General features: G+C 71.0%; 24 protein-coding genes and 1 tRNA gene. 4 read left to right on the forward strand and 21 right to left on the reverse strand.

Annotated features, from left to right (window positions below):
* Positions 1–37: 37 nt before the first annotated feature.
* Entirely contained in the window at positions 38–1,282 is a 1,245-nt protein-coding gene (locus AB3M83_RS10485) for an MFS transporter (protein ID WP_412947880.1), read from the reverse strand.
* Between the two features lie 86 nt (positions 1,283–1,368).
* A complete protein-coding gene (locus AB3M83_RS10490; RefSeq protein ID WP_412947784.1) occupies positions 1,369–2,904 on the reverse strand; it encodes a glycosyltransferase family 2 protein in 1,536 nt (511 codons plus the stop codon).
* Positions 2,905–3,226: 322 nt separating this feature from the next.
* On the opposite strand from AB3M83_RS10490, the gene AB3M83_RS10495 reads away from it, so the two are divergent.
* The gene (locus AB3M83_RS10495; RefSeq protein ID WP_412947786.1) at positions 3,227–4,324 is read left to right on the forward strand and encodes an SDR family oxidoreductase; all 1,098 of its coding nucleotides are present in this window, start codon (positions 3,227–3,229) and stop codon (positions 4,322–4,324) included.
* Positions 4,325–4,799: 475 nt separating this feature from the next.
* On the opposite strand, the gene AB3M83_RS10505 is transcribed toward AB3M83_RS10495, so the two are convergent.
* Positions 4,800–4,873, reverse strand: a tRNA-Pro gene (locus AB3M83_RS10505).
* A gap of 104 nt (positions 4,874–4,977) precedes the next feature.
* Between AB3M83_RS10505 and AB3M83_RS10510 the strand changes: the two genes are divergently transcribed.
* From AB3M83_RS10510 to AB3M83_RS10520, 3 genes are all read left to right on the forward strand, one after another.
* Positions 4,978–5,553 (forward strand): GNAT family N-acetyltransferase, encoded by a 576-nt coding sequence (locus AB3M83_RS10510; protein ID WP_412947787.1) that lies wholly within the window; start codon positions 4,978–4,980, stop codon positions 5,551–5,553.
* Complete coding sequence (locus AB3M83_RS10515; protein ID WP_412947789.1) at positions 5,550–6,056, forward strand: O-acetyl-ADP-ribose deacetylase; 507 nt, start codon at positions 5,550–5,552, stop codon at positions 6,054–6,056. Before AB3M83_RS10510 ends, AB3M83_RS10515 begins: the two co-directional genes overlap by 4 nt.
* A gap of 67 nt (positions 6,057–6,123) precedes the next feature.
* Positions 6,124–6,489 carry an RNA-binding S4 domain-containing protein gene (locus tag AB3M83_RS10520; protein ID WP_412947790.1) on the forward strand — a complete coding sequence of 122 codons (366 nt, stop codon included), beginning with the start codon at positions 6,124–6,126 and terminating at the stop codon, positions 6,487–6,489.
* 6 nt (positions 6,490–6,495) lie between these two features.
* On the opposite strand, the gene AB3M83_RS10525 is transcribed toward AB3M83_RS10520, so the two are convergent.
* From AB3M83_RS10525 to AB3M83_RS10610, 18 genes are all read right to left on the reverse strand, one after another.
* The gene (locus tag AB3M83_RS10525; protein ID WP_412947792.1) at positions 6,496–6,903 is read right to left on the reverse strand and encodes a ribosomal maturation YjgA family protein; all 408 of its coding nucleotides are present in this window, start codon (positions 6,901–6,903) and stop codon (positions 6,496–6,498) included.
* A complete protein-coding gene (locus AB3M83_RS10530) occupies positions 6,900–7,805 on the reverse strand; it encodes an NUDIX domain-containing protein (protein WP_412947794.1) in 906 nt (301 codons plus the stop codon). Before AB3M83_RS10530 ends, AB3M83_RS10525 begins: the two co-directional genes overlap by 4 nt.
* A gap of 67 nt (positions 7,806–7,872) precedes the next feature.
* Positions 7,873–9,396, reverse strand: a complete 1,524-nt coding sequence (gene der / locus AB3M83_RS10535; protein ID WP_412947796.1) for a ribosome biogenesis GTPase Der — start codon at positions 9,394–9,396, stop codon at positions 7,873–7,875.
* Positions 9,393–10,070, reverse strand: coding sequence for a (d)CMP kinase (gene cmk / locus AB3M83_RS10540; RefSeq protein ID WP_412947798.1), 678 nt, complete (start codon positions 10,068–10,070; stop codon positions 9,393–9,395). The genes der and cmk overlap by 4 nt, the downstream gene beginning before the upstream one ends.
* The gene (locus tag AB3M83_RS10545) at positions 10,063–11,178 is read right to left on the reverse strand and encodes a prephenate dehydrogenase (protein ID WP_412947800.1); all 1,116 of its coding nucleotides are present in this window, start codon (positions 11,176–11,178) and stop codon (positions 10,063–10,065) included. The genes cmk and AB3M83_RS10545 overlap by 8 nt, the downstream gene beginning before the upstream one ends.
* On the reverse strand, positions 11,175–11,948 hold the full coding sequence (locus AB3M83_RS10550) for a pseudouridine synthase (RefSeq protein ID WP_412947802.1): 774 nt from the start codon (positions 11,946–11,948) through the stop codon (positions 11,175–11,177). Before AB3M83_RS10550 ends, AB3M83_RS10545 begins: the two co-directional genes overlap by 4 nt.
* The gene (gene scpB, locus AB3M83_RS10555; protein WP_412947804.1) at positions 11,945–12,550 is read right to left on the reverse strand and encodes an SMC-Scp complex subunit ScpB; all 606 of its coding nucleotides are present in this window, start codon (positions 12,548–12,550) and stop codon (positions 11,945–11,947) included. Before scpB ends, AB3M83_RS10550 begins: the two co-directional genes overlap by 4 nt.
* Positions 12,540–13,412 (reverse strand): segregation and condensation protein A, encoded by an 873-nt coding sequence (locus AB3M83_RS10560; protein WP_412947806.1) that lies wholly within the window; start codon positions 13,410–13,412, stop codon positions 12,540–12,542. The genes scpB and AB3M83_RS10560 overlap by 11 nt, the downstream gene beginning before the upstream one ends.
* Positions 13,396–14,229 carry a ParA family protein gene (locus tag AB3M83_RS10565; RefSeq protein WP_412947882.1) on the reverse strand — a complete coding sequence of 278 codons (834 nt, stop codon included), beginning with the start codon at positions 14,227–14,229 and terminating at the stop codon, positions 13,396–13,398. The genes AB3M83_RS10560 and AB3M83_RS10565 overlap by 17 nt, the downstream gene beginning before the upstream one ends.
* A 162-nt stretch (positions 14,230–14,391) precedes the next feature.
* Positions 14,392–15,315 carry a site-specific tyrosine recombinase XerD gene (gene xerD / locus AB3M83_RS10570; protein ID WP_412947808.1) on the reverse strand — a complete coding sequence of 308 codons (924 nt, stop codon included), beginning with the start codon at positions 15,313–15,315 and terminating at the stop codon, positions 14,392–14,394.
* A gap of 7 nt (positions 15,316–15,322) precedes the next feature.
* Positions 15,323–15,976 carry an NUDIX domain-containing protein gene (locus AB3M83_RS10575; RefSeq protein ID WP_412947810.1) on the reverse strand — a complete coding sequence of 218 codons (654 nt, stop codon included), beginning with the start codon at positions 15,974–15,976 and terminating at the stop codon, positions 15,323–15,325.
* Between the two features lie 6 nt (positions 15,977–15,982).
* The gene (pyrG, locus tag AB3M83_RS10580) at positions 15,983–17,683 is read right to left on the reverse strand and encodes a CTP synthase (protein ID WP_412947812.1); all 1,701 of its coding nucleotides are present in this window, start codon (positions 17,681–17,683) and stop codon (positions 15,983–15,985) included.
* Positions 17,684–17,753: 70 nt separating this feature from the next.
* On the reverse strand, positions 17,754–19,448 hold the full coding sequence (gene recN, locus AB3M83_RS10585; RefSeq protein ID WP_412947815.1) for a DNA repair protein RecN: 1,695 nt from the start codon (positions 19,446–19,448) through the stop codon (positions 17,754–17,756).
* Positions 19,445–20,362 carry an NAD kinase gene (locus tag AB3M83_RS10590; protein WP_412947817.1) on the reverse strand — a complete coding sequence of 306 codons (918 nt, stop codon included), beginning with the start codon at positions 20,360–20,362 and terminating at the stop codon, positions 19,445–19,447. The genes recN and AB3M83_RS10590 overlap by 4 nt, the downstream gene beginning before the upstream one ends.
* On the reverse strand, positions 20,359–21,165 hold the full coding sequence (locus tag AB3M83_RS10595) for a TlyA family RNA methyltransferase (RefSeq protein ID WP_412947819.1): 807 nt from the start codon (positions 21,163–21,165) through the stop codon (positions 20,359–20,361). Before AB3M83_RS10595 ends, AB3M83_RS10590 begins: the two co-directional genes overlap by 4 nt.
* Positions 21,162–21,320 (reverse strand): hypothetical protein, encoded by a 159-nt coding sequence (locus AB3M83_RS10600; protein WP_412947821.1) that lies wholly within the window; start codon positions 21,318–21,320, stop codon positions 21,162–21,164. The genes AB3M83_RS10595 and AB3M83_RS10600 overlap by 4 nt, the downstream gene beginning before the upstream one ends.
* A 39-nt stretch (positions 21,321–21,359) precedes the next feature.
* Complete coding sequence (locus AB3M83_RS10605; RefSeq protein WP_412947823.1) at positions 21,360–22,391, reverse strand: HAD-IIA family hydrolase; 1,032 nt, start codon at positions 22,389–22,391, stop codon at positions 21,360–21,362.
* Complete coding sequence (locus tag AB3M83_RS10610) at positions 22,391–23,833, reverse strand: primosomal protein (protein ID WP_412947825.1); 1,443 nt, start codon at positions 23,831–23,833, stop codon at positions 22,391–22,393. Before AB3M83_RS10610 ends, AB3M83_RS10605 begins: the two co-directional genes overlap by 1 nt.
* Between the last annotated feature and the right edge of the window lie 99 nt (positions 23,834–23,932).

A 23,932-nucleotide genomic window follows, 5' to 3' on the forward strand; every position in this document is an offset into this window, starting at 1 on the left:
CACGGGGAGAAACGGACCGCACGGCGAGCTCGCGCCATCAGCCCTCGGCGGCGGCGTCCTCATCCGCGGCCGGGCGCGCGGCGGCGATGTGCGAGATCGGGCGCCACACCAGCAGCAGGGTGAGGGCGGCGCCGACGAACGCGAACCACCACGGCGCCGTCAGACCCCAGACCTGTGCGATGACGCCGCCGAGCGCCTGACCGATGACCAGACCGCCGAAGACGCCGACCATGTTGACGGAGGCGATCCGTCCCTGCAGTCCGTGCGGGACGAGCCGCTGACGCACGGTGGTGGAGATGGTCCCCCACACGAACGCGTACGCCCCGAAGGCGAACATGATCACCAGGGCGACGCCGCCGGAGGTCGTGAGCGCGAACGCGAGGTGCATGAGCACCTCCGCGCTGAGGCAGACGCGCATGAGCGCGGTGAAGGAGAAGCGTCGCTCGAGCCAGCCGAAGCTCACGGTCGCGAGCAGGCCGCCGACCGCGGAGGCGGTGGTGAGCGCCCCGTATCCGACGGGTCCCATCTGCAGGTGCTCGGTCGCATAGAGCACGAGCACGCCCCACGGCGCCGCCCAGGTGATGTTGAAGGTCAGGATGATGATGACGAGCGTCCGCACCGGCGGGTTCCCCCACAGCCAGCGCACTCCCTCGGCGATGTCGGTGTGCACCGCCGTGCGACGGCGATCCTCGTGCGCCGGGACGACGCGACTGGTGGCGATTCGTGAGATCAGCACCACGGCGAGCGCGACGCAGATCGCCTGGACCGCGAACGGCCAGAACGACCCCAGGGCGAAGAGGAACGCTCCCAGCGGCGGGCCGCCGAACTGGTTCGCGACGAGGAAGCCGGCCTGCAGCCGGGCATTCCCGACGCCGAGATCGGCCTTGCGGACCATCATGGGGAGCAGGGTGCTGCTGGTCGTGTCGACGAAGACCTCCGCGCAGCCGTAGACGAATGCCACCGCGAGCACGATCCAGATGCTCGCGGCGCCGGTCACGAGGAAGACGCAGAGCCCCACGAGGACCAGGGCACGCGTGCTGTTGGCGAGCATGATCAGCACCCGCCGGTCGACCCGGTCCGCGATGGCACCGGCGTGGAGCCCGAACAGGAGCCAGGGCAGGAACTGCATGACGGCTCCGGATGCCACGAGCACGGGCGAATCCGTCATCGAGGCGATCAGCAGCGGTGAGGCGGCGAGCGCGATGCCGTCGCCGACATTGCTGGTCCACGACGAGGCCAGCAGCCACCGGAAGTCGCGTCCCAGCCGCCGCGGCGCCACCATCTCTCCGATGCCCACCGGACGAGCCTAGGACGATCCGCCGACATGAGCGGACCGCGAAGCCGTCCGGGGGGCGGGACCCGGCGGCGTCAGGACCTCGTCGTCGCGAGACTGTTCTCCGTCCGTCGCAGGGGCGCCAGGCGGCGCTCCCGCCGCGGACGATCCACCGGCAGGACCGCGACTGCCCGCATCGCCGGGTACAGGAAGGCGAGCGACGCCACCAGCGGCCACAGCAGCCCGACAGCGGACAGCGGCATGCCGGACACGAGCATCGTCGCCACCATCAGCGGCGGCGCGAGGATCAGTTCCGGTCCGAGCTGGACGAGCACCTGCCGGAGGCCGAGCCTGCGGGCTGTCTTCGGCGTCGTCCAGAAGACCGCCCGGCCGCCCCCGACGGTGCGCAGGACGGCCCCGAGCATGACGAACATGGACGAGGCGTAGAGCGCTCCGCCGAGCCCGACGAACATGAGCGCCGCCGGGATCCGCTCGGTGCGTCCGCGCGCCACGGCTTCGGGCAGCAGCGGCGCCAGAGCGCTCAGGGCGCTCACCGCCAGCGCCCACACGGGCGGCGGTTCGCCGTTCGCGGCCAGAACAGAGCCGGACATCAGGGCGGTCACGCCCGCCAGCGCGGTCACCGGCACCATCGAGACGTCGAGGAGGAGGTCGATCCGCTCTCGGAGCGGGAGCCCGCGCAGGTGACCGGGGCGCCGCAGGAACTCGACGGCCCCTTCCGCCGTCTTGCGGGTCTGCGTCCGGAAGGAGCGGTAGTCGACCGGGTAGTCCTCGCGGAACGACAGATCGACGTTGACGAGCCGCCACCCGTGGCGTCGCAGCGCGGCCGTGAGCGAGAGGTCCTCGGCGACGGCCGTGGGGAATCCCCCCACCGCATCGAGTGCCGTCGCTCGCACCATCGCTCCCCTGCCGAGGAACGCCACGACGCCGTGCGCCTCACGGCCCCGTCGCGTCATCGCGACATGCGTCGTCAACAGCGGGCCGAAGTAGCGCGCGAACCATGTGCGCCCGCCGCGGGCATCCGGCGCTCCCTGTGCGACAGCGACCGCGGGGTCTGCGAGTGCACCGGCAGCGACGCGTGCGAACTCGGTCGGCAGGACGACATCGCTGTCGCAGATGACGTACGCATCGAACTGACCGCGAAGGACCGACAGAGCATGGTTGAGGTTCCCGGCCTTGTAGCCGGCACGGTCGCTGCGGCGGATCACCCGGCATCCGCTTCGTGCAGCGAAGAGGTCGATCCTGCGCTGCGTCGCGGAGTCGCCCGAATCATCGAGGATGACGGTGTCGACGGGACGGTCCTGACGCATGCTGGCGGCGATCGCGCGTAGATCGACATCGTCGGTCACGCAGTAGAGCAGCGCGATGCGGAGGTCGGCGTCGGCCCGCCGTGGGCCGGTCAGAGATGCCGGCGCGGGCACCGGCCGGGCCGCGGATCGCATCCACAGCGCGGCGGTGCGAAGCCCCGGCATCCACAGCAGAGCGGATGCCACGCAGAACACGACTCCCGCAGGAGAGCCGCCTTCGCCCAGCACGCCGGCAGAGAGCCCCGCCACGAGACACAGCCACGCCGCTGCGCTGAGTATCGTCGTCAGGGCCGTGCGGGATGTCATGCGCTCAATGAAGCCATCCCGGAAAAATTGGGACAAAGGGCTGGTCTTGGACGCCGACCGCCAATATGGTGGGCGCCCGATCTCGGCGCACCGACCACCCTCCGGGCATCGGCGCCCCGCGGAGAGTGAGGTGCCGATGAGGGCTGTGTCGAAGTTGAAGGCGATGCGGGCACGGTGGATGCCACCGTATGAATGGCGGTGTGCCAGCTGGGCGACGACGCATGACGCTGGCACAAGAACCGGACGGCGCCGTACCTCGGGCGGCGCCTCACCACCTCGGCGACCTGAGGAATGCCGCTGGGCGTGAGCTGTTGACCTCAGGATGACTACTTCGACGCAGGCCCCCGACTCTCCGATCCGCCGCGCTCTCGTCGTCGGCGCCTCGGGCATCACCGGATCGGCGCTCGTCGACCAGCTGGTGGAAGACGGCTGGGAGGTGCTCGCTCTCTCGCGACGCGCGTTGACCGACGGAGCGGTGCGAGGCATCGCGGCCGATCTGCGTGACCCGAGCAGCCTCACGGCCGCCCTCGCCGACGAGCATCCCACCCACGTGTTCTTCACGGCCTGGCAGCGGCAGGCCACCGAGGCGGAGAACATCGCGGTCAACGGCGCGATGGTGCGCGATCTTCTCGCAGCGCTCGCGCACGCGCCCCTCGAGCACGTCGCTCTGGTGACCGGGCTGAAGCACTACCTCGGTCCGTTCGAGGCGTACGCCGCGGGTGAGATGCCCGACACCCCGTTCCACGAGGAGGAGGAGCGGCTCGACACCCCGAACTTCTACTACGCGCAGGAGGACGAGCTGTTCGCCGCGGCAGCGGCGCAGGGCTTCACCTGGTCGGTGCACCGTTCGCACACCATCATCGGGTACGCCGTCGGCAACGCGATGAACATGGGGCTGACGATCGCCGCACAGGCGACGATCGCGAAGGAGCTCGACCTCGACTTCGTCTTCCCCGGCAGCGACACGCAGTGGAACGGATTGACCGACATGACGGACGCCGGTGTTCTCGCCGAGCAGATGGTGTGGGCCGCGACGGATCCGGCTGGCGCCAATGAGGCGTTCAACATCGTCAACGGAGACGTCTTCCGTTGGCGCTGGATGTGGCCGCGTCTGGCCGAACACCTCGGCGTCGACCCGGATCGCGTCAAGGGGTACGAGGACGCACCGCGACCCCTCGAGCAGCAGATGGCGGCTCACGAGCAGGCTTGGCCCCACATCGCCCGCAAGCATGGGCTCGTCGAGTCCGACCTGAGCCGCATCGCCTCGTGGTGGCACACCGACGCGGACCTCGGCCGCGACATGGAGGTCGTCACCGACATGGGCAAGAGCCGGGATGCCGGCTTCCTCGCCTACCGGCGTACGGAGCGGGCCTTCGTCGATCTGTTCGACCGCTACCGTGCCGAACGCCTCATTCCCTAGGGTCGCCAGTCCGCGCGCGCGGCCGTAGCGAGAAGTTCTCGAGAGTGAGATGGAATTGCGTCGTCAGCCCCTCGAGCATCGCTGGGAGACGCTCATCGTCGCCGACCTCCAACCCCTGGAAGATCTGCGAGGCGAGCATGGAAAGGCGAGTCGCCTCGTCCCCGGAGAGCGGCTGCGGACTCGTCGCGACGCCGCGCGTCCCTGCGTCAGACCCAGCCAGGAAGAATCGGAGTCTGTCCATCGGGATCTGACTGATCGCCCCGAGAGCCATTTCGGAGATGCGGCCGTCAGCGATGGCGCGCCTGAGCTCGTCAGCGGTGCAGCGCGAACACGAACACGATCAGCACCGGCAGCGCCGTCATCGTGCTTCACGAATGCAGAAGGGACGCGGAGGCTCCACCCGCGGGCCCCGCCTGGACAATCGCTCGCGGGAATGAGAAAAGGCCCGCCATTAGGCGGGCCTTTTCTCATTCCGTCGGGATGACAGGATTTGAACCTGCGACCCCTTGACCCCCAGTCAAGTGCGCTACCAAGCTGCGCCACATCCCGGACATCGTCCTCTCGGACAACTCCCCTATCCTACCCGCTCTCTCGGGGTGCTGCGAACCGGCCCTGCCTTCCGCGTGTCCCCGCCGCCCACTAACCTTCCCGGCATGACTCACCTCACGATCGAACCGGCCACCGCCGACCGGTTCCCGGATGCGGAGCGCACCATGACCGGCGGCGGCGATGGGGCGAGCTGCTGGTGCCAGTGGTGGATGCTCGCGCCGAAGGAGTTCGACGCCCTCTCGCGCGAGCAGCGGCGTGATCGCCTCCGTGAGGACCTGGCAGCATCCGTCCCGTCGGCGCTGATCGCCTACGTCGACGGCGACGCCGCGGGCTGGGTCAAGGTGTCGCCACGCCCCGACCAGCCCCGCCTCGCCCGGACCCGGAACATCCAGAAATCGCCCGAGCCGATGGACGATCCGACCGTGTGGGCGATCACCTGTTTCGTGGTCCGTCGCGAGCACCGCAGCCAGGGCGTCGCGAGCGCTCTTCTCGATGCGGCCGTCGATCATGCCCGGACCTCCGGAGCGCGGATCGTCGAGGGATATCCGCTGGACTCCGACGTCAAGCGCTTCACGTCGAACGAGCTCTTCCACGGCACCCTGTCGAGCTTCCTCGCGGCCGGGTTCACCGAGGTCGCCAGACCGGCCGCCGCCCGCCCCATCGTCTCGCTGACGCTGTGACGCCGACGATCACCGCCGTCCGCGGCGACATCACCGAGCAGCATGTCGACGCGATCGTGAACGCGGCGAACCGGGCGATGCGCGGCGGCGGCGGCGTCGACGGCGCGATCCACCGCGCCGGCGGCCGCACCATCCTCGAGGACTGCATCGCCCGCTTCCCGACCGGCCTGGCGACCGGCGACGCCGGCTGGACGACGGCGGGTCTCCTGCCGGCCCGCTGGGTCATCCACGTCGTCGGCCCGAACTTCCGCGCCGGTGAGCGTGACCGGGCGCTTCTGGAGTCGTGTTATCGCCGCGCCCTGGCCGTCGCCGACGAGCTGGGCGCGCGTACCGTCGCCTTCCCGTTGATCAGCGCGGGCATCTACGGCTGGCCGCATGAGGATGCCGTGGATGCCGCGGTCGCCACCATCGCCGCCGCCGACACCGCAGTGACGGACGTGCGCATCGTCGCCTTCGACACGGCGATGCACGACCTCGTGCGGCGCCGGATCGAACGGGGCTGACGGCGTTCTACGATGGTCGGGGCCCGGAGCCGGGCCGTGTTGCACGCATGACACCGGGAGGCCGACCATGGCGGACGCCGTTCGTGTCGACTCGTGGCTGTGGGCGGTGCGGGTCTACAAGACCCGGTCAGCCGCGACCACGGCGTGCCGTGCGGGCCATGTCCGCGTGAACGGCGAGAAGGCGAAAGCGGCGCAGCAGGTGCGGGTGGGCGACGAGCTGCGGGTGCGGATCGCGGGGTTCGACCGCATCCTCGCCGTCCGCCAGCTCCTCACGAAACGCGTCGGTGCACCTCAGGCGGCACTCGCCGCCGAAGACCGCACTCCGGTCCGTGAACCGGTGGCGAAACTCGCCGTCCGCGACCGCGGCGCCGGGCGCCCGACCAAGCGCGAGCGACGCGACATCGAGCGGCTCCGCGGTCGCGACGACCGCTGACGCTCGTCAGCGCGACACTGCTCGCGGGCCACCCCGGATCCCCCGCAGCGCCGCATCCGTCGCCGTGATCACCGCAGCCGTGATCGCATAGACGACCAGGTCTCGGAGGTCGAAGACGGTGCCGAGCGCAAGCATGACCGGAGGCCACGCCTGTGCCCACTGCACCGGCAGGCCGGTCAGCTGGAACAGCTCGACGCCGACGCACCACGCCAGGACGACACCGCCCACCGCGGCGGACGGCCACCGCGGGGCGAGGGCGACGATTCCGCCCCAGACCGCGATGACGTACAGGGCGTCTCCAGCGACGTCGGATGCCGCGCCGTCTGCCGCCACCAGGTGCACGGCGAGGCCGGTCGCGACGGCGACGACGGCGACGACCACGGCCGTGACACGACGGGGGCGCGAGGAGGTCACGGCCGGAACGCGTCGCGCAGCCACGACACCGGCCGCACCGATGCGCCGGCGGCGGTGGCGCGCTCGGCCAGACCACGGTCGCTCGTCACCAGCGTGACGCGCTCGCCCCTCGCGATGCGCGCGGCCGCCTCGGCGACGAGCGTCTCTTCACCGGACCCCGCCGCCCGGATCAGCTCGACGGTCGGACCGACCGCCCGGGCGTCACGAGCATCTCCCTCGAGGACGGCCACGACGTGCGGGAACCACACGGCGCCGGGCAGACCGAGCGAGCGCGCATCGAACCCCGCGCGAGCGACCGCCTCGAGATCTGTCAGCAGTCGCTCGGCGGCGTCGGCGCGATCCCGCCACCAGCCGTCCGGCACGGACCCCACGACGTTCGCCGCATCGACCAGGATCGTGGGTCGTTCGTTCAGCAGCGCGCGCAGAGCGGGCCAGGAGGACGCGAAGCCCGGATGCAACGGCAGGCTGTCGAGTTCGCCGACGGGAACCCACCGGAGCGCATAGCTCTCGGGATCGGCGATCACCGGCTCGAACGGCCTCGTCACATGCGCCACCAGAGTCGTGTAGGACCAGACGCCCAGATCCAGGACGCTCGTCAGCAGCGGAGCGAGTGCATCTCCGGGAACGCCCGCCTCCTCCAGCGACTCGCGCATCGCGGCATCCGTCGCCGATTCGCCCTCGTGGCGCGCGCCGCCGGGGATGCCCCACGTGCCACCGAAATGGCTCCACGACACCCGGTGCTGCAGGAGCACCCCCCGGGCGGGATCGTGCGCGAGGAGGCCCGCGGCGCCGAAGCGTCCCCAGTAGCGTTCACCGGAGTCCGCGACCACCCACGCATCACCAGGATCTCGCGGACCCGACGGGCGACGTGGTCCGCCGCTGTCGGGCTGCTCGATCCTCATGGATCCACCCTCTCACGCACGCATCCGCGGTGGCCGAGCACGCGTCACGCGCCGGAACAGGCGGCCGTCAGCGCTGGCGGCGCTCGCGGACGCGCATGTTCGTGACGATGGGCGTCCCCTCGAACCCGAAGAGCTCGCGCAGGCGCCGCTGGATGTAGCGACGGTAGCCGGGGTCGAGGAAGCCGGTGGTGAACAGCACGAAGGTGGGCGGCCGGGTGGACGCCTGCGTGCCGAACAGGATGCGCGGCTGCTTTCCGCCGCGGACGGGGTGCGGGTGCTCGGCGACGAGCTCCGACAGGAACGCGTTGAACTTGCCGGTCGGGATGCGCTGATCCCACGACGCGAGGGCGGTCTCGAGCGCGGGCACCAGCTTGTCGAGGTGACGCCCGGTGCGGGCCGACAGGTTGACGCGGGGCGCCCACGTGACGTGCGCGAGGTCCTGCTCGATCTCGCGTTCGAGGTAGCGACGCCGATCGGCGTTGTCCATGTCGTCGTCGTTCAGGCGGTCCCACTTGTTGAACGCCAGCACCAGCGCGCGGCCGGATTCGAGCACCAGGTCGATGATGTTGAGGTCCTGCACGCTGATCGACTCGGTCACGTCGAGGACGACGACGGCGACCTCCGCCTTCTCGAGCGCAGCGCTGGTGCGCAGGGAGGCGTAGAAGTCCGCACCCTGCGACAGGTGGACACGACGACGGATGCCGGCGGTGTCGACCAGCCGCCACAGCTTCCCGCCGAGTTCGACGACCTCGTCCACCGGGTCGCGGGTGGTGCCGGCGAGGTCGTTGACGACGACCCGCTCCTCCCCCGCGGCCTTGTTCAGCAGCGACGACTTGCCAACGTTCGGCCGGCCGAGGATCGCGACGCGACGCGGTCCGCCGAGCTCATGCTTCGCGACGGCGGACACCTCCGGCAGCACCTTCATGATCGCGTCGAGGAGGTCCGCCACGCCGCGGCCGTGGATGGCCGAGACCGGGTGCGGCTCGCCCAGACCGAGGTTCCAGAGCGCCGCCGCCTCAGGCTCCTGGCGAACATCGTCGATCTTGTTCGCGACCAGGAACACCGGCTTGTTGGCCTTGCGCAGCATCCGCACGACCTGCTCATCGGTGGACGTCGCGCCCACCATCGCATCCACCACGAACAGCACCACGTCGCAGAGGTCGATCGCGATCTCGGCCTGTGCCGCGACCGAGCGGTCGATGCCGCGCGCGTCCGCCTCCCACCCGCCGGTGTCCACCAGGGTGAACCTGCGGTCGAGCCATTCCGCCTTGTACGTGACGCGGTCGCGGGTGACACCCGGGGTGTCCTCGACGACAGCCTCGCGGCGGCCGAGGATCCGGTTCACGAGCGCGGACTTGCCGACGTTCGGCCGACCGACGATCGCGACGACCGGGAGCGCGGGAAGCATCTCCACGACCTCGCCGCCGGCGGTGAAGCCGGCCAGCAGGTCGGCGTCCTCCTCGTCGAGCTCGTAGTCGGCGAGCGACGCGCGCAGCGCGGCGGCCCGCTGGTCGGCGAGCTCCTCGTCGAGGTTGGCGAGCTTCTCCTCGAGCTGGTCGGGGCCGCCTTCGTAATCGTTCTCGGTGCTCATCGTGAGCCTCCTGTTCCGGACCGGACGACGTCCAAGACGGCGTCGACGGTCTGTGCGAAGTCCAGGTCGGTCGAGTCGACGACCGTCACGCCGGGGGCGGCAGTGAGGAAGTCGGCGACCTGGGAGTCGGATGCATCGCGCTTGTGCAGCGCGGCGGCCACGGCCGCGGCATCCTGAGTGGTCAGTTCGGCGCTGCGCCGGGCGGCGCGCACCTCGGGGGCAGCCGTCAGCAGGATGCGCACGGGCGCATCGGGGGCGACCACGGTGGTGATGTCCCGGCCCTCGACGATGACGCCGGGCCGGCCGGACTCGGCGACCAGGCGGCGGAAGAGGCCGTTGACCTGCTCGCGGACGACCGGCACACGGGCCACGCCGCTCACGGCGGAGCTGACCCGCGGCTCGCGGATGGCGTCAGTCACCGAGACCTCGCCCACGCGCACCCAGTACTCGTCGGGGTCGAGCGAGATCGCGTAGGCGAAGTCGCCGGCGGCGTCGACGACGGCCGACTGGTCGGAGGTGTCGGCGCCGTGCTCGAGGACGTGCCAGGCGAGCGCGCGGTATGCGGCACCGGTGTCGAGGTAGCCGAAGCCGAGGCGACGGGCCGCCTCCTTGGACACGCTCGACTTGCCGCTGCCGGCGGGTCCGTCGATGGCGATCGTGATCGGGTCAGTCATTGAGGCTCGCAATCTTCCAGCCCCGCTCGGCGAGCCCGTCGGTGGCGACGGACACGGCGGACGGGACGACACTGATCTCGCCGAGGCCGAACTGGGCTCCCGGCGAGTGCTCGAGACGGAAGTCCTCGACGTTGACCCGCAGCTCGCCGAGGTCGCCGAACAGGCGACCCAGCTGGCCGGGGGTGTCGTCGACGATGACCACGACGGTCTCGAAGCGGCGGTTCTGGCCGTGCTTGCCGGGCAGTCGCTCGACGCCCTCGTTGCCGCGGCGGATCGTGTCGGCGACGGCACGTCGCGACCCGGGGCTGTCCGGCGCGCGGAGCGCCGACGACACGGTGCGCAGGTCATCCGCGAGTGCGTCGAGCACATCGACGACGGGCGCGGAGTTGGCGCCGAGGATCTGCACCCAGAGCTCGGGTGCGGATGCGGCGATGCGCGTGGTGTCGCGGACGCCCTGACCCGCCAGCCGCAGGGCGCCGTCCTGGGCGCCGACGAAGCGGCCGGCGAGGAGGGAGGCCACGAGCTGGGGCACGTGCGAGACGAGCGCGACCGACCGGTCGTGCTCGACGGGGCTCATCTCGACCGGCATGGCGCCGAGGTCGAGGGCGAGGCCCTCGACGACGGCGAGGTCCCGGGCGGAGGTCTCCCCGTCGCGGCAGATCACCCAGGGGCGACCGAGGAAGATGTCGGCGCGGGCGGCGATGGCGCCACCGCGCTCCCGGCCGGCCATCGGGTGGGAGCCGATGTAGCGGGTCAGGTCGACACCGCGGGCGCGGAGGGTCTGCAGCGGCTCGAGCTTGACGCTCGCGACGTCGGTCACCACGGCATCCGGATGTCCGACGAGCTCGCGTTCGATGACGTCCGCGGTGACGTCCGGCGGCACGGCGACGACGACGAGACCCGGTCGGTCGCCGTCGGCCTCGGGGCGGCCGGCGCCGTAGTCGACGGCCAGCCGAAGCTGGGCCGGGGAGGCATCCGCGAGGACGACGTCGACACCGTGCGCACGCAGCGCGTGGCCGATGCTCGACCCGAGGAGGCCGGCGCCGACGATGCGGACCGTTCCGCTCGTGCGGACGGCGCGGGCGCGCGCGTCTGTCGAGTCGGTCACAACTGCTCCTGAGTGGGATCCCCGGGCGGAGTGTCCGCCGAGCGCGCCAATGTCAGCAGGGCGCCGCGCTCCACTTTAGTCAGTTCCCGGGCCCGTCCCGCTGGGAGCGTGCCCAGGTGGAGCGGGCCGAACTGCCGGCGCACGAGCTCGACGACGGGGTGACCGACCGCGGCCATCATGCGCCGGACGATGCGGTTGCGGCCCGAGTGCAGCGTGAGCTCGACGAGGCTGGTGCCGCCGCTCGTGTCGAGCAGTCGCGCCTTGTCGGCGACGATCGTCCCGTCCTCGAGGTCGACGCCCCGTGTGAGGGTCGCGATGGTCTGCGGGGTGACCCTGCCGTCGACCTTGGCGATGTAGACCTTGGTGACACCGAACGACGGGTGCGCCAGTACGTGCGCGAGGTCGCCGTCATTGGTGAGGATGAGCAGCCCGCTCGTGTCGGCATCGAGTCGGCCGACGTTGTACAGGCGCTCTTCCCACTCCTTCGTGTAGCGGCGCAGGTCAGGCCGGCCGTTCTCATCCTTCATGGTCGAGACGACCCCGGTGGGCTTGTTGAGCATGACGTAGCGCTTGCTGGTGTCGAGCTGGATCGCCGTGCCGTCGACGTCGACGATGTCGACCTCGGGGTCGATCCGCGTGCCGAGCTCGGTGACGACCGTGCCGTTGACGCGGACGCGACCGTCGACGATGTACTCCTCGCACACGCGGCGCGATGCGACGCCCGCGTTCGCCAGGACCTTCTGCAGCCGGACGCCCTCGGAATCGGTCATCGCAGCACCTCTCCTTCGAAACCGGCAGAGCCGCCGTCGAGCAGCGGCGAGATCGGCGGCAGCTCGTCGAGCGAGTTGATGCCGAGGTGGCCGAGCAGCGCATCGGTCGTGCGGTAGTTGATCGCCCCGGTCTCGGGGTCGGTGAACGCCTCGGTGATGAGACCGCGGGCCAGCAGCGTGCGGACGACGGAATCCACGTTGACCGCGCGGATCGAGGCGACCTGGCTGCGCGACACCGGCTGCTTGTACGCGATGACCGCGAGGGTCTCGAGCGCCGCCTGCGAGAGACGCGAGGGCGCCTGCCCGTTGACGAACTCGGCGACCAGATCGTCGTGCTCCTCGCGCACGTAGAGCCGCCAGCCTCCCCCCACCTCGCGCAGCTCGAAGCCCCGCTGCGGTCCGCCGGTCCTGCCGTCGTAGTCGGCGGCCAGCTGCTCGACGGCGCGGCGGACGGCCGGCACGGGCGAGCCGACCGCCGTGGCGAGCGCGACGAGGCTCTGCGGCTCGTCGACGATCAGCAGGATCGCTTCGAGCCGCCGGGCGACGTCAGCCGGCTCCTGCGAGCGCTGCGGCGCCTCGGTCTCGGTCGTCTCATCGGTCATAGTCGGCTCCCAGAGTGGCGAGGTTCTCTTCGGACCAGCGTTCCGCGGTCCAGCGCAGGGTGAGTTCGCCGAGCGGCTCGAGCTGCTCGAACGAGAGGGCGGCGTGCCGGTACAGCTCGAGCACCGCGATGAAGCGGGCGACGATGACGCCGGCCTGGTCGACACCCGCGATCAGTTCGCGGAAGGTGAGCTGCCCGGCATCCCGCAGCAGGGTCACGACGACCGCCGCCTGCTCGCGGATCGACACGAGCGGCGCGTGCAGATGATCGAGCCCCACGTGCGGGATGTCCTTAGGGGTGAACGCCAGGGTGGCGATCGCGGCGAAATCCTCGGGCGAGAGCGTCCAGACCAGCTCGGGCACCGCGCGGCGGTGCTTCTCGTCGAGCCGCACCGCGCGGACGTGCCGCCTGCCCTCGCGCTCGAGGCAGCGGGCGAACCACGCCGACACCTCCTTGAACGCGCGGTACTGCAGCAGCCGGGCGAACAGCAGGTCGCGCGCCTCGAGCAGGGCGACGGACTCGGCGTCGACCAGCTCGCCCTGGGGAAGGAGCCCCGCCACCTTCATGTCGAGCAGCGTCGCCGCGACGACCAGGAACTCCGACGCCTGCTCCAGCTCCGCCTCATCGGACAGACCGCGGAGGTACGAGATGAACTCGTCCGTCACCCTGCTCAGGGAGACTTCGGTGATGTCCATCTCGTGCTTCGAGATCAGGTTCAGCAGCAGGTCGAACGGCCCGTCGAAGTTGCCGAGCGACACGCGGAAGCCCGGGTCGGCCGCTGCCGCAGCGGCATCCGTCGCCGCGGTGTCGGCGGATGCCGCCGGCTCGACCTGTTCGGGGGTGCGCTCAGGCGACGGCGCCACGGGACACCAGCTCCCGCGCAAGGCGCAGGTACGCCTGCGCGGCCGAGTGCTCCGGCGCGAACTTCGTGATGGGCACTCCCGCGACGGACGCGTCGGGGAACTTCACGGTGCGGCCGATGACGGTCTCGAGGACGTCATCGCCGAACGCATCCACGACGCGCTCGAGGACTTCTCGCGAGTGCAGGGTGCGGGGGTCGTACATCGTCGCGAGAACGCCGTCGAGCTCGATGGACGAGTTGAGGCGGTCGCGCACCTTGTCGATCGTCTCGATGAGGAGGGCGACACCGCGCAGCGCGAAGAACTCGCACTCGAGCGGGATGAGCACGCCGTGGCTCGCCGTCAGCGCGTTGACCGTCAGGAGGCCGAGCGACGGCTGGCAGTCGATGAGGATGACGTCGTAGTCGCCGGCCACCTTGCGGAGGACGCGGGCGAGGATCGTCTCGCGGGCGACCTCGTTGACGAGGTGGACCTCCGCGGCGGAGAGGTCGATGTTGGCAGGCAGGATGTCGAGGTTCTCGACCGCGGTCGGGACGACGACCTCACGGGGATCCCGCTTGGGATCCAGCAGGAGGTCGTAGATCGTGGGGACGTCGTGCGTCTGCACGCCGAGGCCGGCCGAGAGGGCGCCCTGCGGGTCGAAATCCACCGCGAGCACGCGACGCCCGTACGACGCGAGGCCCGCCGCCAGGTTGATCGTCGTCGTCGTCTTGCCGACGCCGCCCTTCTGATTGCAGAGCGAGATGATCCGTGCCGGACCGGGACCGTCGAGCTTCGGCGGGGTCGGGAAACCGTGATAGGGACGACCGGTCGGTCCCATCGGGGTGTCGTCCGACACCGTTCCCTCGGCTGCCGCCGTGCTTCGCTTGCTGCCCGCCACTGATCTCCCGCCTTCACCGCGCGTCCCCCGATTCTAGTCATCGCGAGCGCGCCTCGCGGGAGGCGGGCCGTGGCGGACCGCGATCCGCGCGCGGCGCCATGATCAGCGGGCGCGCGGATGCGACGTGAGGTACACGTCGCGCAGGGCGTCGACGGTGACGTGGGTGTAGATCTGCGTCGTGGCGACGGACGCATGGCCGAGGAGCTCCTGCACGACGCGGACGTCGGCCCCACCCTGCAGGAGGTGCGTCGCGAAGGAATGCCGCAGCGTATGCGGCGAGACGTGCGCCGTCAGCCCGGCACGCTCCGCCGCCTGCTGGATCACCAGCCACGCGCTCTGGCGCGAGAGCGGTGCGCCGCGCGCGCCGAGGAAGGCACGGGGCGTCGCCCTCCCCCGCCGTGAGAGCTCGGGACGTGCGCGCGTCAGGTATGCATCCACGGCCGCGCGGGCGTAGGACCCCACCGGGACCATGCGCTCCTTGGCGCCCTTGCCCCTCACCCTGAGCACGTCGCCGTGGCTGAGATCGTCGACGTCGAGCTGCACGATCTCCGACACGCGACCGCCCGTGGCGTACAGCAGCTCGAGCAGCGCGCGGTCGCGCACGCCGATGAGATCGCCCGGAGCGGCATCCGCAGGCGCGGGACCCGCCCCGTCGAGCAGCCGCTCCACGTCGCCGATAGAGAGCGCCTTGGGCAGGCGCAGCGGCGTCTTCGGCGGACGCAGCCTGCCGGTGGGATCCTCTGCGGCCACCCCCTCACGGGTGAGGAAGCGGTGCAGTCCGCGGATCGAGGACTGCAGCCGGGCGATCGAGGTCGCCGCGGGCGGCGGGTCCGCGGCGGCCTGCTCTGCCGTGAAGTCCGACACGAGCTGCGTCGTGACGCCTTCGATGTCGTCGACGCCGCGATCCGCGAGCCAGTCGACGTACCCGGCGAGATCGCGGCGGTAGGCGGCCACCGTGTGTTCGGAGAGGCCGCGCTCGATCGAGATGTGACGCAGATACGCGTCGACGGCGCGCTCGAGCCTCACGGCGGCCTCAGTGCGCCGGCGCGCCGACCGGTCGCGACCTGCCCGGCCACGCGGCATCCGCGTCACCGAGCGTCGCCCACCCCCGGGACCGCGACGCATGCGCGGCCAGCACGGCGATGACCAGGGAGGGGTTCTGCAGGCGACGCGCCAGCACGGCGTCGACCGCCTCGTCGAGCGGCACCCACCGCAGCTCGATGTCGGCCTCCTCCTCGGTCCGCGCGAACGCCTCCGCCGTCGGCGTCAGCCCGCGGGCGAGGTAGATGCGGATCGCCTCGTCACTGCCGCCGGGCGATGTGAAGAAGTCCGAGACGACGTCCCAGCGCTCCGCGGTCAGATCCGCCTCCTCCGCGAGCTCCCGCTTCGCGGCCTCGAGCGGGTCCTCGCCGGGGACGTCGAGCAGACCCGCCGGGATCTCCCATTCGCGGGTGCGCACCGGGTGGCGGTACTGCTGGATCAGGAGGACGCGGTCCTCGTCGTCGAGGGCCAGCACCGCGACGGCGCCGGTGTGATCGACGTACTCCCGCACGATCGAGCCCTCGCCGTAGGAGAACTCGTCCCGCCGGAGATTCCAGACCCGACCTTCGAAGACGGTCTCGCTCGCCGTGACATCGACGTGCGCCGTCTCGTCGCGCAGGAGCGGGACGGATGCCTCAGCCGCCATGTCCGCTCAGCCCTCGTCCTCGACCTCGAAGAGCTCGCTCGCCCGGTGCCGCTCCAGTGCCGCCGCGATCAGCCCCTTGAACAGCGGGTTCGCCTCGGTCGGCCGCGAACGGAGCTCGGGGTGCGCCTGCGTGGCGATGTAGTACGGGTGCACCTCGCGCGGCAGCTCGACGTACTCGACCAGGTCGAGTTCGGGGTTCAGCCCGGAGAAGACGAGTCCGGCCTCGGCGATCTGCGCACGGTACGCGTTGTTGACCTCGTAGCGGTGACGGTGACGCTCGGTCGCGCTCGTACTGCCGTAGACCTCCGCGGCGACGGAGCCTTCGGCCAGCGCGGCCTCGTACAGGCCCAGGCGCATGGTGCCGCCCAGGTCGCCGCGGTCGAGGATGTCGACCTGCTCGGCCATCGTCGCGATGACGGGGTGCGCCGTCTCGGGATCGAATTCGCTGGAGGACGCACCCTCGATGCCGGCGACGTGACGGGCGTACTCGATCACCATGCACTGCAGGCCCAGGCAGATGCCGAGGGTCGGGAGCCCCTGTTCGCGGGCGAACTTGAGGGCGCCGAGCTTGCCCTCGATGCCGCGGATGCCGAAGCCGCCCGGGATCACGATGCCGTCAACGGCGGACAGCGCCTTCTCGGCGCCCTCCGGCGTCTCGCAGGTGTCGGACGGGATCCAGGTGATCTTGACCTTCGTCTCCTGCGCGAAGCCGCCGGCCTTGAGCGCCTCGGTGACCGACAGGTAGGCGTCGGGCAGGTCGATGTACTTGCCGACGAGCCCGATGGTGACCTCGTGCTTGGGGTTGTGGACGGCCTGCAGCACCGTGTTCCAGCGGGCCCAGTCGACCTCGCCGGCCTTCTCGGCCAGTCCGAGGCGACGCGCGATGTAGGCGTCGAGGCCCTGGTCGTTGAGCGTCGAGGGGATGTCGTAGATGCTCGGCAGGTCGACCGTGTTGACGACGCCCTCGATGTCGACGTCGCACATGAGCGCGATCTTGTTGCGGTTGCTCTCGCTGACGGGGCGGTCGCTGCGGAGCACGAGCGCGTCGGGCTGGATGCCGACCTGGCGCAGCGCGGCCACGGAGTGCTGCGTGGGCTTGGTCTTCTGCTCCCCCGAGGCTCCCATGAACGGCACGAGCGAGACGTGGACGAAGAAGACGCTGTCGCGGCCGAGCTCGTGCCGCAGCTGGCGCGCGGCCTCGAGGAACGGCTGCGACTCGATGTCGCCGACGGTGCCGCCGACCTCGGTGATGATGACGTCCGGGCGCGGCTCCTCGGTGGCCTGCAGGCGCATGCGGCGCTTGATCTCGTCGGTGATGTGCGGGATGACCTGGACGGTGTCCCCCAGGTACTCGCCCCGTCGCTCCTTCGCGATGACCTGCGAGTAGATCTGCCCGGTCGTCACGTTCGCCGCCTGGCTGAGCTGGATGTCGAGGAAGCGCTCGTAGTGGCCGATGTCGAGGTCGGTCTCGGCGCCGTCGTCGGTCACGAAGACCTCGCCGTGCTGGAACGGGTTCATCGTGCCCGGGTCGACGTTGAGGTACGGGTCGAGCTTCTGCATCACGACGCGCAGTCCGCGCGCGGTGAGGAGATTGCCGAGGCTGGCAGCCGTCAGGCCCTTGCCCAACGAGGAAACGACACCACCCGTCACGAAGATCTGCTTGGTGATGTCGTTGGAATTGCGTCCCGCGCCCGAAGTGTCCGTCACGGGCTTTCACTCTATCAGCGACTGCCCGGAGTCGGCTCCGGCGCCACGGGCGTGGCGGCGACCGATGCCGTCAGCGAGCCGCCCCGAGAGCGAGCAGCTCGCGGGCGTGGTCGAGCGCGGCATCCGAGTCGGCCATCCCCGACAGCAGCCGAGCCATCTCGGCGGCGCGATCGGCTCCGTCGAGCCGACGGACGCTCGACGCGGTGACCGAGCCGTCGTTCGCCTTCACGACCGACAGGTGGTTGTTGGCGAAGGCGGCGACCTGCGCGAGATGGGTGACCGCGATGACCTGGCTGTTCTCCGCGAGCTTCGCCAGTCGCCGCCCGACCTCGATCGCGGCGGCGCCGCCGATGCCGGCATCCACCTCGTCGAACACGAACGTGGGCACCGGGTCGGATGCGGCGATGACGACCTCGATCGCCAGCATGACGCGGCTCAGCTCGCCGCCGGATGCGCCGCGGGCGACCGGACGCGGGTCCGCCCCCGGATGCGGAGCGAGCAGGATCGTGACGTCATCCCGGCCCGAGAGCGTCTCGGCCCCGGGCTCGACGGCGACGCTCAGTCGCGCGTCGGGGAGCGCCAGATGTCGCAGCTCCTCGGTGACCGCGTCGCCGAGCCTCTTCGCGGCGGCCGTGCGGGCGGCTGTCAGGACGGATGCCGCGTCGTCGAGTGCCGCTCGCGCGCGGTCGCGCTGGTCCGTCAGGCGTTCGATGCGATCGGAGTCGTCATCGAGCTCGACGAGCCGCGCCGACCCGGTGGACAGCAGATCGAGCGCGGCGTCCAGCGATCCATGGGCACGGACGAGTCCCGAGATCGCGGCGCGCCGCTCCTCGACGGCGGCGAGCTCGTGCGGGCCGCCCTCGTCGAGGTCGGCGAGGTAGCCGCTGAGCTCTCCCGCGACGTCCGCGACGCGGTAGCCGAGCTCTTCCAGTGCGCTCGCGCGCTCGCGGAGCGCCGGATCCGAGCCGGCAGCGCGCTCGAGGGCACGCCGTGCCTCGCCCAGCAGCAGCTGGACGTCCGGCTGATCGTCCTCGCTGGACAGCGCCGCATGGGCGGTGGCCGCGGCGAGGCGCAACTCCTCGACGTTCGCCAGCCGCTCGGCGCGGCGGGCGAGCTCGAGGTCTTCGTCGGGCTGCGGATCGACGCTCTCGATCGCGGCGATCGCCGCGCGCAGCTCGTCCGCCTCGCGCGCACGGGCATCCTGCTCCGCGGTGAGGGTGGCGAGGTCCGCGGCGGCGGTGCGCCACGTCTCGAACACGTCCCGATAGGACGCGAGCGCGCCCGCGATCTCCTCGCCGCCGAAGCGGTCCAGCGCATCGCGCTGCGCCGCCGCCGATTTGAGCCGGAGCTGATCGGACTGGCCGTGCACGACGACGAGCTGGTCGGCGAGGTCGGCCAGCACACCCGCCGGCGCGGTGCGGCCGCCGACCGTCGCGCGGCTGCGGCCCTCCCCCGACAGGGTGCGACCGAGGTAGAGCTCCGCGCGGCCGTCGCCGAGCGACTCCACATCACCGCCGGCATCCCGGACCCGTTCGACGACGGGCCCCGCCTCGCCGACGATCCAGACGCCGTCGACCGCAGCCTGGTCGGCCCCCGAGCGCACCGCACCCGAGTCCGCCCGCTGGCCGAGGAGGAGTCCGAGCCCCGTGACGACCATCGTCTTGCCCGCACCGGTCTCACCGGTGATCGCCGTGAAGCCCGGGCCGATCGGCAGGGTCGCGCTCGCGATGACGCCGAGGTCCCGGAGGCGGATCTGCTCGATCACGGGGTGACCTTCGGGGCGTCCCCGCGCCAGCCCGAGACGGGCAGCTGGAACTTGCGGACGAGACGGTCGGTGAACACCGAGGGATGCAGACGCGCCAGACGCACCGGCCGCTGCGAGCGGCGCACCAGCACCGTCGCACCGGCGGGCAGGTCGTGCGAGCGCCGGCCGTCGCACCACAGCACGCCGACACCCTGATTCCGGCGGAGGACGTCGATCATGACGGTCGTGTCCGGGCCGAGGACGAGCGGCCGTGCGAACAGCGCGTGTGCCGACAGCGGCACGAGACAGATGGCCTCGACGGACGGCCACACGACGGGGCCGCCGGCGGAGAAGTTGTAGGCGGTCGAGCCGGTGGGCGTCGCGACCACGACGCCGTCACAGCCGAACGTCGACAGCGGGCGGTCGTCGATCTCGATCATCACCTCGAGCATCCGCTCGCGGGCCGCCTTCTCGACGGTCGCCTCGTTGAGCGCCCAGGTGCGGTACACGACCTCACCGTCGGCGTCGCGGACCTCGACCGCCAGCGCCATGCGCTCGTGGATCTCGTAGTCGCGGTCGATGACGCGGCCGATGGCCTCGTCGATGTCATCGGCCTCGAGCTCGGCGAGGAACCCGACGTGGCCCATGTTGATCCCGAGGATCGGCACCGCCCCGTCGCGGCTGAGCTCCGCGGCGCGGAGGATGGTGCCGTCGCCGCCGAGGACGATCGCCACCTCGATGTCGGTGATGTCGACGCCGCGACCGAGGATCTCGGTATCGAGATCTGGTGCGACCGCGACGAGATCGGGGTCGCCGGGCAGGACGGGGCGGGCGCCGGCCGCACGCAGCGCGGCGATCACACGACGCGCACCGGCGACGGTCTCGTCCCGGTGGGCGTGGGCGACCACCAGGATGTTGCGCGTCGCGTCGGTCATGCGGCTCCTGCCAGTCGATTCACGGTCTCCAACCATTCTGTCGGATTCGTGTCGTCCCCGGTCCCGGGCGTGAAGTGGGCGACGAACTCGAGGTTGCCGTGTGTTCCCGCGATGGGCGACGCGATGACTCCGCGGGTCCCGAGTCCCGCGTCCCAGGCCGACCAGAGGACGCCGGCGACCGCGTCGGCACGACGGCCGGCATCCGTCACCAGGCCCTCGCGGACACCGGTGCGTCCCACCTCGAACTGCGGCTTCACGAGCAGGACGAGATCGGCCTCAGATGCGCACACCGACCGCGCCGCCGGCAGGACGTGGGCCAGTGAGATGAAGGACAGATCGCCGGTGACGACCGTGGGCGCCTCGGCGATCCCGCTGGCCTCCGCCAGTGAGGCGGGTGTCATGTGGCGCACGTTGAAGCCCTCGATCGAGGTGACACCGGGGTCGCCGGCGACCTCGGGGGCGAGCTGCCCGTGTCCGACGTCGACGGCGAGCACGTGCGCGGCGCCGCGCTCGCGGAGCACCTGCGTGAACCCCCCGGTGGACGCGCCCATGTCGAGGGCGAGCGCACCGGCGACATCGACAGCGAACGCGTCGAGCGCGGCGACGAGCTTGTGGGCGGCACGGCTGACGTAGTGGTCGGATGCCGCGACGGTGATCTCCTGCTCGTCACCGACCTTCGCAGAGGACTTGACGACGGGACGCCCGTCGACGCTCACGAGTCCCGCCTCGATGAGCTGAGCGGCGTGGGTGCGGGAGCGTGCGAGACCCCGCGCGGCGACGGCCGCGTCGAGCCGTGCGCTCATGCGGTGCGGTCGCGAGGTCCGGATTCGAGGCGCCGTGCCAGCTCGTCGTGCAGCAGCGCGTACGCTGCGGCACGCTCGCTCAGCGGCTGGTCCTCGATGACGTCGAGCGTCGACACCAGGTCCTCGCGGCGGTCGTTCTCGTCAGCGGCATCCATGCCTCCACGATACGCGGCGGCCAGCGACCCGCCGGGAGGTCAGCGCCGAGAGAACGGATCGGCGTAAAGCCGCTCCGGCACCCGGAATCCGTAGATCGCGCGCCCGGTCCCCCAGATCGCCGCCGCGCCGGCGCGCACCAGGTCGATCGGCCGGTCACCCTCCGCGAGGATGCGGACGTCCGGCCCCTCGATGCGCACGGCGGCTCTGCCGACCGTCGTGACGTCGCCCTGGACGACGGTCTCGGGGTACGGCTCGTGCAGTTCGCGGAGGTCGCCGAGGATGTAGGTCGGTCGCGAGGCGGCGGGCGCCGCCAGCAGATGCTTCGGCCGGTCGATGCCGGTGAGCACGAGGACCGACTCCATCTCGGCCGCCTGGGCGCCGGCGATGTCGGTGTCGAGGCGGTCGCCGATGAAGAGCGGATGCCGCGCTCCGAACCGCGCCACCGCCTCATCGAAGATCGGTCGCTCCGGCTTGCCCGCGACGGTCGCGAGCCGCCCGACCGCGGTGTGGACCGCGGACACGAGCGTGCCGTTCCCGGGGGCGACACCGCGCTTCTGCGGGATCGTCCAGTCCGTGTTGGTCGCGATCCACGGGATGCCGCCGTCTTCCTCCGGGACGGCGAGGGCGTAGGCGGCCTCCGCCAGCTGCGCCCAGCCCACCTCAGGAGCGAACCCCTGCAGAACAGCGGCGGGAGCATCGTCGGCGCTGCGCGTCACGACGTATCCCGCCTTCTCGAGCTCATACACGAGACCGTCGCCGCCGACGACGAGGATGGTCGCACCGGGGGCCACGCGGTCTCGGAGCAGACGCACCGCGGCCTGCGGACTCGTGACCACCTCTTCGGGTTCGGTGCGCAGGCCGAGGTCGGTCAGGTGTCCGGCGACGACGCTGTCGCGGCGCGACGCATTGTTGGTGATGTAGGCGAGCCGGCGACCGGAAGCTGCCCGGCTCAGGCTCTCGACGGCATGCGGAATGGCGCCGTCACCGGCGTACACGACACCGTCGAGGTCGGCGAGGACCAGGTCGACGTCGGTGAGTGGCGTGGGTCGCGGGCGCGAGAACAACCCCATCAGGCGTCGTCCCGAGACGCGTCACCCTCGGTCGGTCCGTCGGTCGGTCCGGGCGCCGCAGCGTCGTCGCGACGGTCGTGAGCGGAGTCGTCGTCGATGGGCGCGTCGACGATCTCCACCTCGTCGATCTCGTCGACCTCGATGGTCTCGCTGTCGGCGTTCTGCGCGTCGAGGACGTCGGCGGCGATGTCTGCGCGTCGGTACCACTCGGCGGCTTCATCGTCGCGGCCCAGCTCTTCCAGGACCGCAGCTCGTGCGCTGAAGAGGGCGGGGCTCCACGAGAACGCCCGGTCGGGGTCGAGCTCGGGGATGTCGAGTTCCTGCAGGGCGCGCGCCGACTCACCCAGGTCGAGGCGGGCGCCCGACATCGCGATCGCCAGCTCGACCCGCACCTCGATCGGCAGGGCGGCACGATCGACGGCGCGCCCGACCTCGAGTGCCCGGTCGGGGCGACCGACACCGCGTTCGCTGTCGACCATCAGGGCGATCTGATCGTCCTTGCCCGAGATCCGCCGGTATGTACGCAGTTCCCGCAGCGCGAGGGCGAAGTCACCGAGTGCATAGGCCGTGATCGCGACGGTCTCGCGGACGACCGCGATGCGGCCGGCACTGCGGGACGCGGCCAGCGCATGCTCATGGGCGAGCGCCGGATCCTCGTCGATGAGGCGGGCCGCCATGGCGAGGTGCCGGGCGACCTGCTCGGCATTGTCCTTGCTCAGCGTCTTCAGCTCGTTGCGTGCCGCGCCGTTCAGGTCGGCAGCGGTGACGTCATCGGGAACGACGGGGCCCGACGGCTGCGAGCGACGCTCGGAGTCCTGCGGGGGACGCGACGAACGACGCTCGAACGAGCCGGCACCGCCGCCGCGCTTCTCGTAGGGGCGACGCTCACCATCGCGCTTCTCGTAGGGGCGACGCTCACCATCGCGCTTCTCGTAGGGGCGACGCTCACCATCACGCTTCTCGAACGGGCGACGCTCACCATCGCGCTTCTCGAACGGACGACGCTCACCATCACGCTTCTCGAACGGGCGACGCTCACCATCACGCTTCTCGAACGGACGACGCTCACCATCACGCTTCTCGAACGGACGACACTCACCATCACGCTTCTCGTAGGGGCGACGCTCACCATCACGCTTCTCGAACGGACGCTTGTCGCCGTCGCGCTTCGCGTACGGGCGGGCTCCGCCGTCACGCTGCTGGTTCGGTCGGCCATCTCCGCTGCGCTTCGAGTACGGACGCGCGTCGCCGTCCCGCTTCTCCGCGGGCCGGCTCTCCGCGTCGCGCTTCGGGTAGGGACGACTCTCGCCGTCACGTCGCGGGAAGGAGCGCTTCTCGCCCTCGGGGCGCGGCGACCGGGGCCGCTCCGAGCGCGAGCTCGAAGAGGACGGTGTGAACCTGCGCTTCCCGCCATCACGACCGGGGCGCTCTTCTTCAGTCATCTCTCTTCAATCCTCTTCGTGCGTGTTGTTAACGAGAAATGGCCACCCAGCGATGGGTGGCCATTTCACGAAAAGAAGTCCGGCGGTGTCCTACTCTCC

The organism is Microbacterium pasadenense (genome assembly GCF_047246565.1).
In the GTDB taxonomy this organism is placed as follows: domain Bacteria; phylum Actinomycetota; class Actinomycetes; order Actinomycetales; family Microbacteriaceae; genus Microbacterium.

Bases quoted from the DNA above. Each gene is read 5' to 3' on its own strand.
- AB3M83_RS10485 (WP_412947880.1), bottom strand. From the start codon at position 1,282: ATGGTGGCGCCGCGGCGGCTGGGACGCGACTTCCGGTGGCTGCTGGCC.
- AB3M83_RS10490 (WP_412947784.1), bottom strand. From the start codon at position 2,904: ATGACATCCCGCACGGCCCTGACGACGATACTCAGCGCAGCGGCGTGG.
- AB3M83_RS10495 (WP_412947786.1), top strand. From the start codon at position 3,227: ATGACTACTTCGACGCAGGCCCCCGACTCTCCGATCCGCCGCGCTCTC.
- AB3M83_RS10510 (WP_412947787.1), top strand. From the start codon at position 4,978: ATGACTCACCTCACGATCGAACCGGCCACCGCCGACCGGTTCCCGGAT.
- AB3M83_RS10520 (WP_412947790.1), top strand. From the start codon at position 6,124: ATGGCGGACGCCGTTCGTGTCGACTCGTGGCTGTGGGCGGTGCGGGTC.
- AB3M83_RS10530 (WP_412947794.1), bottom strand. From the start codon at position 7,805: ATGAGGATCGAGCAGCCCGACAGCGGCGGACCACGTCGCCCGTCGGGT.
- der (WP_412947796.1), bottom strand. From the start codon at position 9,396: ATGAGCACCGAGAACGATTACGAAGGCGGCCCCGACCAGCTCGAGGAG.
- cmk (WP_412947798.1), bottom strand. From the start codon at position 10,070: ATGACTGACCCGATCACGATCGCCATCGACGGACCCGCCGGCAGCGGC.
- AB3M83_RS10550 (WP_412947802.1), bottom strand. From the start codon at position 11,948: ATGACCGATTCCGAGGGCGTCCGGCTGCAGAAGGTCCTGGCGAACGCG.
- scpB (WP_412947804.1), bottom strand. From the start codon at position 12,550: ATGACCGATGAGACGACCGAGACCGAGGCGCCGCAGCGCTCGCAGGAG.
- AB3M83_RS10565 (WP_412947882.1), bottom strand. From the start codon at position 14,229: ATGGGACCGACCGGTCGTCCCTATCACGGTTTCCCGACCCCGCCGAAG.
- AB3M83_RS10575 (WP_412947810.1), bottom strand. From the start codon at position 15,976: ATGGCGGCTGAGGCATCCGTCCCGCTCCTGCGCGACGAGACGGCGCAC.
- AB3M83_RS10590 (WP_412947817.1), bottom strand. From the start codon at position 20,362: ATGACCGACGCGACGCGCAACATCCTGGTGGTCGCCCACGCCCACCGG.
- AB3M83_RS10595 (WP_412947819.1), bottom strand. From the start codon at position 21,165: ATGAGCGCACGGCTCGACGCGGCCGTCGCCGCGCGGGGTCTCGCACGC.
- AB3M83_RS10600 (WP_412947821.1), bottom strand. From the start codon at position 21,320: ATGGATGCCGCTGACGAGAACGACCGCCGCGAGGACCTGGTGTCGACG.
- AB3M83_RS10605 (WP_412947823.1), bottom strand. From the start codon at position 22,391: ATGGGGTTGTTCTCGCGCCCGCGACCCACGCCACTCACCGACGTCGAC.
- AB3M83_RS10610 (WP_412947825.1), bottom strand. From the start codon at position 23,833: ATGACTGAAGAAGAGCGCCCCGGTCGTGATGGCGGGAAGCGCAGGTTC.